Consider the following 14,484-nt stretch of genomic DNA (forward strand, 5'->3'; position numbering starts at 1 on the left):
ATTAAATAAGTCGATTGCTACTCAAATTTATCTCTAAATATTGCGCCCTGTAGAGTTTCTAATAACTAAAGTAAAGTGGGCAGTACCACACAACCAAACCCAGATTATATCTTAACCGAAAACAACAGCCAAATTTTAGGATAGGATCACTAATTTAACTAGGGATGAAAAAACATTTGAAAGACAAGGTTATACTAAGTATAAAAGTAGTACATTCTGTCATCCTGAACTTGTTTCAGGATCTCAATAAAATCAATACTTATGATGAGATGCTGAAATAAATTTAGCATGACATTTTTATCTGCGGTTAGCTATAGATAAGGTTAGTAATGGTTCAATGGTGAAGAGAAAAGTTAGGGAATATTTTTGACTGGTCTTCAAAAGTTTTTGTTAATCAAATCTACACAACATTGATTAAGTCTCTTAGCGGATTCTTCAGTAGTAGCTTCTGTATAACATCTTAACTCTGGTGCATTACCTGATGGTCTAAGGTGAATAATATCTTGATTTGTCAAAGTTACTCTAACACCATCTGTAATGTCTATATTTTCAATACCATTATTTCCATCAAAATTCTCTGATATAATTTTGTCTAACAAATCAGATTCACTGGCTAATATTGCTTTTAATATTTCTTGGCTTTTCACGGTGGCAAAATTATCAATTTTACTACTCGCTGTATACCTTGATGGTAAGTCAAATAAAAGCTCTGACACTGTTTTATTAGAGTTGATAGATAGCATCATCACAGCCAACATTGGTATAACAGCATCTCGGGTCGCTAATGCTTTTAGGACTTTTCCATCTCTAGCTATATCACTAGCTAATAGAAACCCACCGTTTGCTTCATAACCAACTACAGTATTTTGATTACTAGAAACTAATTCATTCATCGCGGCGATGACATATGGTGAGCCTATTTTAGTTCTGACAACATTACTAAAATAACCTATCTTTTCAGCTACAGTATTACTACTTATCGGTGTTGCGATAACATTGGCTTGTAAATATTTAGCTGTCAATACACCTAAAATATCACCTTTTAGCCAGTTACCATACTCATCACTAACTAATGGCCTATCAGCATCGCCATCAGTTGATACGATACTATCAATTTTATATTCGCTTGCCCACTGCTTGGCAAGCTTCACATCTTCTTGACGAATTGCCTCGGTATCTACAGATACAAATCTTTCAGAGAACCCAAGCAAAATAATCTTAGCTCCTAATTTCTCAAGAATTTCTTTGACTATTTTACGTCCTACAGATGAATGTTGATAAAGCCCCATAGTTTTATCTACTAGACAATTTTTTGGGAAAAAATCTACATATCTATCTACATACTGCGTATATGCTTGCTTACAAGGTTCTGGTAATTCTAATTTTTGTAAAAACATACCATTTTTATCAAAAATACCTTCATCAATGCTAATAGTTTGAGTAACTATCAGTTCTTCATCTTCTTTGAGGACTTCACCATAAGCTGTATTAAATTTAATACCATTTCTATCCTCTGGAATATGACTACCAGTAACCATAACCGAAGGAAGCTGATTAGATATACCATACAACATCACAGCTGGTGACGGTATCTCGCCACAATATATTGGCTCATAGCCACTATCTAATATTGCTCTGATAACAGCTTTTGTTATTCTAGGGCTACTTTCGCGCAAATCATGAGCTATTGCAAATTTAGTACCTTTAGCAATAGAATATTTCTGCTCTAGAAATTGAATAAAAGCTTTTGTATAAAGCCAACAGATTTTATCTGTCATAGCAGAAACAAGTCCTCTAACACCGCTAGTGCCAAACTTAACGCCACTTGATTGGATTATTTCTTTTATTATAGTTTGTCTCATTATATTTTTTCTATTTAATAATTTTTATTATTAACTACTTGTATCTAGTCTAATAATATCATCTTCACTTATATATTCTCCGACTTGCACTTCTATAAGAATGACTGGAATTTTACCATTATTTTCAAGTCTGTGAGATTCACCTATTTTTATATATACTGACTCATTTGGTCTAACAATTGACTTTGTAGTACCGATAGTTACAGTAGCAGTTCCAGAAATTACAATCCAATGTTCACTACGATGATAATGTTGCTGTAATGATAACTTCTTGCCTGGTTCAAGCTGAATCGCTTGTATCTTATAGCCAGATTTATCTTCTAATATCGTCGCTGAACCCCAATGTTTATAAATTTGTTTATGCTGTAATAGCTCACTACGTTGCTGATTTTTCAAAGTTTCAACTATTTTTTTGACATCTTGAGTTTTGTTCTTATCCGCCACAAGTATAGCATCTGCTGTTTCAACAATTATTAAATCATTAACTCCAACTGCTGCTAACAAACGATCATGTGAGCGTAAATAACTATTTTTAACATTACTAGTAATCACGTCTCCAATAACCACATTACCACAATTATCTTTTGCAGCAATATCGTACAAAGAATCCCAAGAACCAACATCAGACCAGCCACTTTGTTGCATAGGTACTATAGCAACATTAGTCGCCTTCTCCATAACTGCATAATCTATTGATTGTGATTGAACTGTAGCAAAGCTTTGTTTATCAAAACGCACAAAATCTAAATCTCGTTGTGATTTTTGATAAGTTTCTTTACATCCCCTGTAAATCTCTGGCTGTAATTTCTCTAAAGCCTCTAAATAAGCTCTAGCTGTAAACATAAACATACCGCTATTCCAATAGTATTGTCGACTATCTAAATACTCTTGTGCGACAGTTGCGCTAGGTTTCTCAACAAACTTATCTACATTATAAACTCCATTTACAGTAGTCTGTACTCCTTGTTTAATATAACCATAGCCTTCATGAGGACAAGTTGGCGTAATACCAAAGGTAACTAAAGAATCATCTTTAAGAACTTTTTGCTGTGCTTTTTCGATAGCTTGGTGAAAAACCTTTAAATTTTCAATATGATGGTCGGCAGCTAAAACCAACATAATTGTATTTGGATCATTAGCAGCCAAATGTAGTGCTGCAAGTGCAATTGCTGGGGCAGTATTTTTGGCTAATGGCTCTAGGAGTATATCGCCTTTTTTATTGATTTTCCGTAACACTTCAGCAACTTGGAACCTGTGATTTTCATTACAGACAACTACAGGTGAAGTTATATCCTTGACATTATCTAGTCGCTTAATTGTATTTTCTAGCAGGCTATGTTCATCAACTAAACCTATAAACTGCTTTGGCGATGCTTCACGAGATAATGGCCACAATCTCGAGCCAGACCCTCCAGATAAAATAACAGGAGTAATCATCATAAAAACCTAAATAACTTTGATATTGATTAATTATATAGAAAGCTAATATATTCAACAATAAATCAGCAACTTAAATATTGTAATAACTTAACTTGTTAAATAAATTTAGATAGTAGGTTTATAATAGGATCTCTAAAAATTAACTTTGTGTGTTTGTTTAGATAATAGTAGCAAACCTTATACAAAGTAGTGCATGATTCTACTAGGCTTGACCACAGAATCCCAAAAATGTCTTAACAGCAAGATATTCTTGTAAACACTATAGTTTCAACAAAAAAATAAATTGAAGTAGATACTCATAAGATAAACCGTTACGCTATAGATAAAACTCTATAGTTTGTCTAAACATCTTATCAAAATCTTGTGATGGCTTCCATCCTAACTCATTCTGAATCTTACTGTTATCAATAGCATAACGCCAATCATGACCTTTTCTATCTTCCACAAATGTGATTAATTTAGAATGTGGAGCATTTTCTGGTTTATATTCATCCATTAGTTTACAGATAGTTTTTACCAGGGTTAGATTATCAACTTCATTAATACCACCAACATTATAAACCTCTCCAACTACTCCTTTCTCAATAATTGTCTGGATAGCATCACAATGATCTTCTAGATATAGCCAAGTAAAACCACGCCTAAGAAGCTCTACATTAAACTTGTAAATTTTAAATGGGTCTAGATAACTTTAGCTTCTCAAAAATGATTGATAAAGCTATATTTTATCTATGTTTGGAAGGTATAAAAAACGTTCGCATATTTCAGATGCTAAAATTAGAGAATTTTTAAAGTGTTTTTGTTTAGATTTAACAGCAACAAACACGAGTAAAATTACTAATGTTAGTAGAGTAACAATTAATCGCTATTTTGATAGATTTCGTAAAATAATTGTATTGTCTGATGAAAAATTTTTAGCATCTGCTGGAGAGTTTGAGTTAGATGAATCTTATTTTGGAGCTAAACGAGTACGAGGTAAATGTGGCTGTGGAGCTGTTGGTAAAACACCAGTTATTTGGCGTTTTAAAACGAAATGAGCACAATAAAGCCTATGTTTCTATTGTACAAACCGCTCTAAAGAGTCCTTAATGCCTATAATACAGGGCAAAATACTCGAAAACAGTACAATCTATACCGATGGCTGGAAAACGTATGATGGCTAATTCTTAACGGTTATGATCACTATCGAATTTATCACTCTCGTAACCAGTTTGCTCGTGGTAAGAATCATGTTAATGGTATTGAATCATTTTGGTCTTTCTCTAAGAAGAAGACTTGCAAAATTTAATGGATTTAATGATGATAAGTTTGTTTTACACTTATAGCTAAATCAATATATTTTAGTTATAATATTTTCTATTTGTAACGATGACTTATTCTTTAGATTTCCGTCAAAAAGTACTATTGGTAAAAGAGTCAGAAAATTTAACGTTTGAAGCCGCAGCAAGCAGATTTGCATAGGTAAGAATACGCTATATCTGTGGAGTAAAGAAATAAGACCTAAGCAAGGTAAATCAAGACCAGATATAAAATTAGATAAATCTAAGTTATTACAAGATATTAAAGATCGTCCTGATGCTTACCAGTATGAACGAGCTGAAAAGTTTGGTGTAAGCCAAAATTGTATATACTACACTTTAAAAAAACTTAATATAACATATAAAAAAAGACTTATACTCACCCTAAAGCAGATCCTATTAAGCAAACTGAATTCCAATAGAAGTTAGAAACTTATATCTGTATGGACAAGAATATAGTTTATGGTGATGAAAGTGGCTTTGCATATAGTATGGCTAGGACACATGGTTATACACCTAAAGGACAAAAGTGTTATGGTGTTAAAGACTTTGGTAATAAAAATAGAACAAATGCAATTGGTGTTTTATATAATGGTAATTTAATATGTGTAGGTTTATTAACTGTAATATCGATACAAGCTTATATACTCAATGGATTAAAGATGACCTATTAGATCAATTGCCTGACAATTGCGTTTATATTATTGATAAATGCTAGGTTCCATAAAGAAACTGAAATTAGACCATTATTAGAAGCTAGAGGACATATACTTTTATATCTACCTCCATATTCTCCTGAATATAATAAGATTGAAAATAAATGGGCTCAAGCTAAACACTACAAAAGAAAATATAGGTGTGATGTTGATACTTTATTTAAACAATACATGTAACTAAAATATATTGATTCAACTATAAAAGAGTGTGAATTTAGATGGAATAACAAAGATAATGATTTGTATAAAATCATGTGTGCTTTAGTAAAAAAATTCAGTACTAAAGTTATCTAGCTTTTAAATATATAAAAAAATAATAAGATATAGATAATAAAACAAATAATATACGTAACCATAAATCCAAATGATAATCCTTCCAATCCAAATATTTTAAAAAAAACTAGAGAAAGAATCATTAAAATAACTGATGATACAATCTGAAGAATAATATAGATAAGAATTTTACCTTTCGCCATAAATGCATTTATAACTATCCATGAAGCAATCATGAAAATATCTCCTATCAACTGGAAATGAAAAAGAATGGACATAGGCATAAATTCTCTGGAAAAAAGTACAACTATGACTACTTTTTTAAGGAAAAAAATAATTAATGCTGAAAAAGCTACAAAAGGTACGAAAATCACCAACAACTTTAGAACTTCTTCTTTTAATAAATCACTCTTCTTAATAGCAGAATACTTTGGTATAGTATACGCTGCAATTATAGTGGTAAATATTATTAGATAAGCATTAGATACCTTATTCATTGCATCCCAATAACCAACTTCAGACCAACTAGAGTTACTTGCAACATAAAGCCTTACTATTATTAATGATAAAGGCAAACATATCGCAGCAAAAACTGACATTACTGAAAATTTTATCAACCTTTTAATTATGGATACTTTCATTGTTATACTAAACAATGACATCTTTACATTTAATCTATATAAATATATCAATGTAGCAACAAACATAAGCACCTGTCCTAATATAAACCCAGAAATAACACCATTCGTAGAATATTTATAAACCATAAATGGAATAGCTATAATAGACATAACTGATGATATTATTGATAAAATCATATAATCAAACATCTTATTCAAGCCATTTAATACAGAAAGAACAAAATTATTAATCACATAACCCCAAAGAGTCACCCCAAACAAATAAAAAACCCAAATATAGTCAATAGAGTTAAAAGTTAATACTGCTAAATACTTTGCAAAAATAATAACCACTACTCCTGTTAAAATTGACATAAGAAAGCTTACAGATGAAGCTGATGATATAATCAAACCCAAAGTTTCTTTCTTTTCTCTAAACTGAGATGTGTATTTAACTATTCCATTACGAAAAATTCCACCAGAAAAAACTTGTACTAGTGCCACAAATGATAAAAATTGTCCATATAAACCATATGTAACTACACCGCAGAATGAAGCTATAAATTTAGCAATTACAAAACTAGATAAAACACTAAAAATAGTTGATACGAGTATATATACTGAAGTACTAGCTAATCTCACTTTATTATAAGCCTTCTTTTTTAAACCACTCCTGAAACATTAGAATATTCCATAATATAGCTTGCCAATTTCTTTTACCACTCAAATGCTCTTGCCAATATTTTTGCACCACCTCAGGACTTAAGTAACCTTGCTTTTCTATTTTACTATAATCCAGTAAATTATCTGCCCATTCTCGTAAATCCTCCCTTAACCATTTAGCAAGTGGGATGCCAAAACCCATTTTTGGCCTTTCTACCAAATCTTTTGGCACATATTTATATAACAAATCTTTCAAAACCCTTTTTCCATTACCTCGTTGTATTTTATAGTCAATTGGTAAGGAATAAGCAAATTCATAAATATTATGATCTAAAAATGGCACTCTTGTCTCTAGAGAGTTAGCCATAGCTGCTCTGTCAACCTTAACTAATATATCGTCTATCATATATGTATTAGAATCAACAAACATCATCCACTCTTGGAAAGTTAACTGTGGAATATCATAAATATTCTTATCTGTTAATATGTCATACTCTTTTGCTCCTAACACAAAGCTAGTATCATTTGTTTGAGAACAAAGTAGGACATAGAGTTCTTTATTTGTTTTTGCTTTTTCGAGAACTCTTTTTAGTTTTAGTAGTTTATCTGCTAATAAAGCGAACTTACCAAAATTTAATATCTCAGTTTTTTTTATCCAAGCATCTGGTGCATATTTAAGTAACTTAGCAAATTTGATTTTTTTAGCGATATTTGGCGCTAAAAAGTATCTATTATAACCACCAAACAGCTCATCACCAGCGTCACCTGATAGTGCAACTGTTACTTTTGACTTAGCTATTTTACTCACAAGATATGTTGGTATTTGTGATGAATCAGCAAATGGTTCATCATATATTCCAGCAAGGTTTGGTATTACATCAAGAGCATCTTTCTCTGTCACATACATATCAGTATGATTAGTCCCTATATGCTTTGCTACTGCTCTTGCATGCTCAGCCTCATTATATTCTTTTTGATTAAAGCCTATACTAAAAGTATTTATCTTATCTTTAGACATACTTTGCATAAGGGCAACTATAGTTGTTGAGTCAATTCCCCCGGATAAAAATGCTCCTAGAGGAACATCTGACTGCATTTGTATTGATAATGTACTTTTAAGCTTAATTTCTAAATCTAGGATTGCTTGATCATACGAATCTTTATATTTTTCTGAATCTAGTACTTTTTTAGAATCCCAATATTTATACTCTTTACTATTACCCTTAGCATCAAATACTACGTAACTACCTACATTTAGTTTAGATATATTTTTGTAAATAGAGTATGGTGTTGGTACATAAGCATACCTCATATATGTTGCTAAAGCATCTCTATCTATATCAAACCTCCAGCCACATTCGTTTAATGGCTTAAGTGCCTTCAATTCTGATGCAAAACCCAAAATACCATTTTGGATACCAAAATATAATGGTTTCTCGCCAAATCTATCTCTAGCTAGTATTAAACAACTAGTTTTTCTACTGTAAACTCCAAATGCAAACATTCCTATGCATTTTTCTAAAGTTTTATCTATACCCCAAAGTTCAATAGCATTGACCAAAACCTCAGTATCACTGTTACTTTTAAATTTAAGATTTGAATATTCACTTAATAGCTGATTTTTTATTGATAAGTAATTATATATTTCTCCATTAAAAACAATAGCAGTATTACCGCTATTAGATAACATTGGCTGATGTCCAGCGTTAGATATATCGTGTATTGACAATCTAGTATGCCCCAAAGTAACTTGATCGTCGCACCAATACCCACTATCATCCGGCCCTCTATGCTTTATAGAAAGCAATGATTGGTTAATTATTGATGTAAAATCTTCATTTCTTTCAAATAAATAAAAACCTACTATTCCACACATATTACATACTTCTCATAAATTCTATTAACTTTTTTTGTTCTGTCTGGTTATTAACTAAAACACTAATAGTTTGCATTATATTATTGTTTTTAAAATCTAATATCTTTTTAGATGTATCATTTATATCAATTATTATTTGATTCTCACTAAGTAGTTTCCTATTGTCTCCAACATCAGTTGATAGTGAAAAAACTCCACAACTGACAGATTCATATAAAGTATTACTAAACCCTTCATTTAAAGATAGTAATACGTATACATCCGCAATATTATAAAATTCTTCAATATTAAATCTAATATCCCCAGCAAAGATAACTTTTGACTCTAAATGATATTGACTTATCATTCTATCCAATTCTTTCTTATATGATTCAGAATACTTGCCTACAATTAGCAGCTTATTTCTTTTATTATCAGAGTCTTCACTATCAAACATATAAAATTGATGTATTATCTCGTCAACATTCTTTTCAGGAATAACTCTAGATACAGACAAGACTATAAAATCACTTTCTAAAAAGCCATATTTTTTTCTTAATTTATTTTTTTTATCTAAACATACTGGATAAAATTTTTTATCTTCAATAAAGTTGTAGATAACTTCTGATTTACTAGCTTTATACTTTAAATTCTCCATATAAAAGTCTAATCCTCTTTTAGAGTTAGCAATAAGCAATATTTCCTTAGAAAAAATTCTATTAAGTTTCTGAATAAAAGACAACTTTCCACTCACTATAGAGCTATTCCTAATTGCCCATACATTTCTAACATTCTTTTTAAAAATACTTGCTACCCCTGATATAAAGTTTGGTATCTCAAGCCAGCTATACAAAATAATTTGTTCATTTTTCAGTCTTCGTCTTAAAAGAAAAAGAGCTTGTAATAACAATACTATTTTTTTAATTTTAGATTTATTATTTAAGTCAACTAAATATTCTATATCTAGATTACTTTTTTTATCTCCTAAAAACTCCATATCATTTTTTTTCTTTTGTAAACTATAAATAGTTACATTATATCCAAAAGCTGACAAAAACTTTGCCTGTAATAAGAACTGCTTCTCAGCTCCTCCACCATGCAATGACCCAATAAACATTACTATTTTTTTATCCATAAAGTCTCTCATGCATATCAACAACATTTTTAATTGAATAATTACTTTTTACATAATCTCTCATTGCACTTCTTATATTCGAATCTATTTTCAAAACATTTATTATTTTTTCAACGACTTGCTTATTACTATCTGCAAGCTCAAAAATTTCGCCATATCCATTAAGTATATCTTTACAATCTCCAACATTAGAAGCAACAATAGGAACTTCACATAGGATGGCTTCTGCAAGTATATTTGGAAAACCTTCAACTTTTGATGTAGACAAATATAAATCTAATACTGGTAAATATTCACTAGAATCCACAGATTCAAATACAAAAAACTTATTTACATTACTTTTATTATCTAGATAACTACCTATATCTATTTTCGAACACTCTCTTCCAGCAATCAAAAACCGTAGATTAGAATCATTTTTTACCAATAAATTAGCTATTTCCAAGAAACGAGAAATATTTTTATTAGCATGATTTCTTGCTATGATACCTATAATTTTAACATTATCATCTAAATCATTATTTAAACGAAATTTTTCATACTTAAAAAAGCTCGGTTTAAAAACATCTTTATCAAAACCATTTGCTATAAAGCATTGGTTTTTAAAACCTATATTTTGATGATCTTCCAATGATTTCTTTGAATTATTTAATGTTAAATCTGAGAACTTAGAAAGTTTCGCATTCAACTTTATCATAAACTTTGTAAGATTCTTATGACCATCATAATTTTCTAATCCAGTTCTTATACTATTTATATATTTAGCCTTTCTATAAAAAGGCTTGCATAATATAGAAATTACATTTGCATGATACATCCAAGCATGAATAACATCTGGCTTTATTCTTCTGATAATCTTAATATATTTAAACAATACAAATAGTACATTAAATTTATTTAAATCTAATGTATAAACTTTAACACCACAAGCTTCTAACTTATTTGCAAATACCCCCCTACCCATAAGTGATATAACCGTAATATGATATGTTGACTTATCCATAGATTTGCAAAGTTTATAAAGCATTGCTTCAGCACCACCTTGGTTAAGGTTTATTATTAAATGAACTATTTTTTTCATAACAATATACTCTAACAAAATAGTCAAACAAAATTATTGCTATAACTATAAACAATATTCTTTTTTCAATATTGATTAGATAATTAAAGTCATTCCTAAAATAATAGTAGGAAAATATAGTCGCACCAAAGAGTATAACTAGCCTCAACTTTTCTGGTATCAAATAGCCATCAATTTTGACTCTGACTCCACTCAACAGTAGGTAACTAGCAACCATAACAGAACAAGAGAATAGGAATGAAAATAAAATAACCCCGCCACCACCACCTAAAATATAAAACTGTGCAATGATATTATTAGCCATACCATACCCCACGTCAGGAAAAAGAATGGGCTGAAAAAAAGAATTAAATCCTTCAACATTTCCTTGCAAGTTAATTGGCAAAATAACTGAAATAAAATTATCAAAAAAATTGATAAAATTATAATGTATCTGATGAGAGTGCGATGCGATACTGTTGAAAACTTGAACAGTAACCATTCCTTCATAATTCATTATTGATTTTAAAAAAACATTTCCATGTAAAAGACTGTCCCATGCATTACTTATAGCTAAAGCTTGGATCATAGCACTAATCTGCTTGTATACAAAAGCATACATAAACAAAATAAAAAGTCCTATCATAACTTTTCTTGTAAAAATTTTTTTTGATAGAATCTCGTTTGTTCTATTAAGCATTATAATTAGTTCTATAATAATAAAAAACACTAGAGGCGTTCTATCACCAATAAAAGAAAACCATAAAATAATCACAAATATCATAAGGAAAGATATATATTTTTTGTTATTAAATGATATTACCGCGAAGAATACAACAATAAATTCAAACAATATATATACTCGAGCAGAAATAAAATTTTCTGCAATATACATCTTATCACCTAGTATCAACTCATTATTATTAGCAAGTATAGCTATAAAAGTCACAAATACCAATATACTTAAAAATGATGTTGTAATACTAGCTATTCCATTAAAAAAATTTAAATCGAGACACCTATTTTTTCTAATGAAAAAGTCATAATAAATCATCATAAGCAATATAATTAATATAAATACAAAATAGTATAGATACACTATATTATTTACATTCTCATATATCCATTGACCATGAATTGCATACCCACACTCACCTATAAGTAATGGAATAGAATAAACCCAAAACATTACTACTGATAAACTAAAAAAATCAAAAACATTTCTTTTTAAGAGCAAATAAGCTGATAATAAACATATTAACCAAGATAAAAATATCATAACTCAGAACTATACCACTCAACAGCATGCTTTATGCCTAATTCAAAATCAAACTCAGGTTCATATCCGAGCATATCCCTAGCCTTCGAAATATCAGCATTACTATGCTTAATATCACCCGCTCTATCTGGGCCAAAATTTGGCTCTATTTTTTTACCCAAGGCATCACAAAGATTATAGTACAAATCTATAAGATACTCTCTACCTCCATAAGCTATATTAAAAGCCTCTCCGGCATACTTACTATCTGCTAAACATGCTTTAAGATTTGCCTCAATAACATTCTCTATATATGTAAAATCTCTCGACTGTTTACCATCTCCATTTATAGTTGGCGCTTCATCATTTAATAACTGTTTGATAAATTTAGGTATAACTGCTGCATACGCACCATTAGGATCTTGTCTTCTACCGAAAACATTAAAATATCTTAGACCATAAGTATCTAGACCATATAACTTTGTGTATAGTCTCGCCCACTCTTCATTAGCTTTCTTTGTAAATGCATAGGGTGATAAAACATTTCCTTCTCTACCTTCTTTTTTAGGTAAATTTAGCTCATCACCATATACTGATGAACTAGAAGCATAGACAAATTTTTTAACACTATTTTGCCTAGCCGCTTCAAGCATATTTAATGTACCTTTGACATTTATATCTTCATACACTAATGGCATTTCAATACTTCTTGGTACGCTTCCCCAAGCAGCTTGATGTAGAACATAATCAATACCTTCACAAGCTTTCATGCAAGTACCTAAATCTCTAATATCACCTTTTATAAACTCATAATTAGAATTAGTTAAAAACGGCTCAACATTATGATAATGACCATTTGAGAGATCATCTAAACACCTAACTCTATAACCCTTATCAAGTAAAACCTCACATAAATTAGAGCCAATAAAGCCCGCACCTCCGGTCACCAAAAAAAACGAACCCTGAGGAAATTTAACATTATCGTAAGCCACTACAATCTCCAATAAATATAATCTTTTTCAAACTCAGATTTATCTAAACCACCTTTGATATCAAACATAATCTTTCTAGAATTATGCGCATATAGCCCATCAAACTGTTGCTTTGTTATATCTTTAAACTGTTCATGACTAACAGCAATAATGATCGCATCTAGATTGACCATTTTACTTAGATCATCAAACTCAAGTCCATACTCATGCTTAGCCTCTTCTTTATCAGCTACCGGATCTATAATATATGGCCCTATACCATACTCGTTGAGCTCTTTCACCATATCTATAACTCGAGTATTCCTAGTGTCAGGGCAGTCTTCTTTAAAAGTAAAGCCGAAATTGCTACTCTAGCTCGCTTAACAGGTATATCTGCAGATATCAGTTTTTTTGACTAAATTCTCAACTACAAATTTGCCCATGCCATCATTTATCCTACGACCAGATAATATAACCTGAGAATGATATCCAAGCTCAGCTGCCTTGTACGTTAGGTAATATGGGTCAACACCAATACAATGTCCACCTACTAAGCCTGGCTTAAAGTTTAAGAAATTCCATTTAGTTGCAGCAGCTTCTAAAACCTCTAGAGTATCAATACCCATCTGATTAAATATTATCGATAACTCATTAACAAAAGCTATATTAACGTCTCTTTGAGAGTTTTCTATAACCTTAGCAGCTTCAGCCACTTTTATACTACTAGCTCTATAAACTCCTGCATCTACTACTAGCTCATAAACTTTTGCTATAGTATCCAAAGACTCTTCATCCATACCAGATACTACTTTGATAATTGTTTCTAACCTATGAACCTTATCACCAGGATTTATCCTCTCAGGAGAATAACCAACTTTGAAATCTTCACCAGACCTCAAGCCAGACTCTTTTTCAAGTATTGGTACGCAAACATCTTCTGTAACACCAGGATAAACAGTTGACTCAAACACAACATAAGCGCCTTTGACAAGATTCCTACCAACCGTCTCACTTGCCTTAATAATCGGCGTCAAATCAGGAGTTTTATCTGCTTTAACTGGTGTAGGAACTGCAACAATATGAAACTTACACTCTTTAAGACTTGTTTCATCACAACTAAATTTCATTGTCGTATTTCTGACAGCCTCATCTCCTACTTCTTTTGTTGGATCAAAACCATCCTTATAATGTTGAACTTTTGTTTCACAAATATCAAATCCTAACACATCTATTTTTTTTGCAAATGCAATAGCTATTGGCAAACCAACATAACCCAAGCCAACCAATGAAACCTTTTCTCTTTTAGCGACTATATCATCATATAAACTCATAA

Annotated in this window: 9 protein-coding genes and 5 pseudogenes; 4 read left to right on the forward strand and 10 right to left on the reverse strand. The window is 30.8% G+C overall.

The features are described 5' to 3' along the window. Positions 1-377 precede the first annotated feature (377 nt). The 3 genes and pseudogenes from FSC454_RS07400 to FSC454_RS07410 all read right to left on the reverse strand — a co-directional run. Positions 378-1,862 (reverse strand): phosphomannomutase, encoded by a 1,485-nt coding sequence (locus tag FSC454_RS07400; protein WP_066046767.1) that lies wholly within the window; start codon positions 1,860-1,862, stop codon positions 378-380. Between the two features lie 30 nt (positions 1,863-1,892). Then, positions 1,893-3,299: a mannose-1-phosphate guanylyltransferase/mannose-6-phosphate isomerase gene (locus FSC454_RS07405; protein ID WP_066046769.1), complete on the reverse strand. Its 1,407-nt coding sequence runs from the start codon at positions 3,297-3,299 to the stop codon at positions 1,893-1,895. Positions 3,300-3,618: 319 nt separating this feature from the next. Beyond that, a pseudogene (locus FSC454_RS07410) lies at positions 3,619-3,930 on the reverse strand (GDP-mannose 4,6-dehydratase); the annotation flags it as partial. A gap of 103 nt (positions 3,931-4,033) precedes the next feature. Between FSC454_RS07410 and FSC454_RS07415 the strand changes: the two are divergent. The 4 genes and pseudogenes from FSC454_RS07415 to FSC454_RS09695 all read left to right on the forward strand — a co-directional run. Continuing rightward, positions 4,034-4,627: pseudogene (locus FSC454_RS07415) on the forward strand (IS1595 family transposase). A gap of 168 nt (positions 4,628-4,795) precedes the next feature. Next, positions 4,796-5,029: an IS630 transposase-related protein gene (locus FSC454_RS10250; protein WP_425268617.1), complete on the forward strand. Its 234-nt coding sequence runs from the start codon at positions 4,796-4,798 to the stop codon at positions 5,027-5,029. Positions 5,030-5,091: 62 nt separating this feature from the next. Then, positions 5,092-5,493, forward strand: a pseudogene (locus tag FSC454_RS10190) (transposase). Between the two features lie 21 nt (positions 5,494-5,514). Beyond that, positions 5,515-5,610, forward strand: a pseudogene (locus FSC454_RS09695) (IS1595 family transposase); the annotation flags it as partial. On the opposite strand, the gene FSC454_RS07430 reads toward FSC454_RS09695, so the two are convergent. From FSC454_RS07430 to FSC454_RS07460, 7 genes and pseudogenes are all read right to left on the reverse strand, one after another. Then, complete coding sequence (locus tag FSC454_RS07430) at positions 5,607-6,851, reverse strand: O-antigen translocase (protein ID WP_066046775.1); 1,245 nt, start codon at positions 6,849-6,851, stop codon at positions 5,607-5,609. The pseudogene FSC454_RS09695 and the gene FSC454_RS07430 overlap by 4 nt on opposite strands. Positions 6,852-6,855: 4 nt before the next feature. Beyond that, the gene (gene asnB / locus FSC454_RS07435; RefSeq protein WP_066046777.1) at positions 6,856-8,748 is read right to left on the reverse strand and encodes an asparagine synthase (glutamine-hydrolyzing); all 1,893 of its coding nucleotides are present in this window, start codon (positions 8,746-8,748) and stop codon (positions 6,856-6,858) included. Position 8,749: 1 nt separating this feature from the next. After that, positions 8,750-9,862: a glycosyltransferase gene (locus FSC454_RS07440; RefSeq protein ID WP_071794845.1), complete on the reverse strand. Its 1,113-nt coding sequence runs from the start codon at positions 9,860-9,862 to the stop codon at positions 8,750-8,752. After that, positions 9,855-10,943 carry a glycosyltransferase family 4 protein gene (locus tag FSC454_RS07445; RefSeq protein WP_066046939.1) on the reverse strand — a complete coding sequence of 363 codons (1,089 nt, stop codon included), beginning with the start codon at positions 10,941-10,943 and terminating at the stop codon, positions 9,855-9,857. Before FSC454_RS07445 ends, FSC454_RS07440 begins: the two co-directional genes overlap by 8 nt. After that, complete coding sequence (locus FSC454_RS07450) at positions 10,909-12,201, reverse strand: oligosaccharide repeat unit polymerase (RefSeq protein WP_066046941.1); 1,293 nt, start codon at positions 12,199-12,201, stop codon at positions 10,909-10,911. The genes FSC454_RS07445 and FSC454_RS07450 overlap by 35 nt, the downstream gene beginning before the upstream one ends. Next, entirely contained in the window at positions 12,198-13,172 is a 975-nt protein-coding gene (locus tag FSC454_RS07455; protein ID WP_066046943.1) for an SDR family oxidoreductase, read from the reverse strand. Before FSC454_RS07455 ends, FSC454_RS07450 begins: the two co-directional genes overlap by 4 nt. Continuing rightward, positions 13,172-14,482, reverse strand: a pseudogene (locus tag FSC454_RS07460) (nucleotide sugar dehydrogenase). The gene FSC454_RS07455 and the pseudogene FSC454_RS07460 overlap by 1 nt, the downstream one beginning before the upstream one ends. Between the last annotated feature and the right edge of the window lie 2 nt (positions 14,483-14,484).

Source organism: Francisella hispaniensis FSC454, from assembly GCF_001885235.1.
Taxonomy (GTDB): Bacteria; Pseudomonadota; Gammaproteobacteria; order Francisellales; family Francisellaceae; genus Francisella; species Francisella hispaniensis.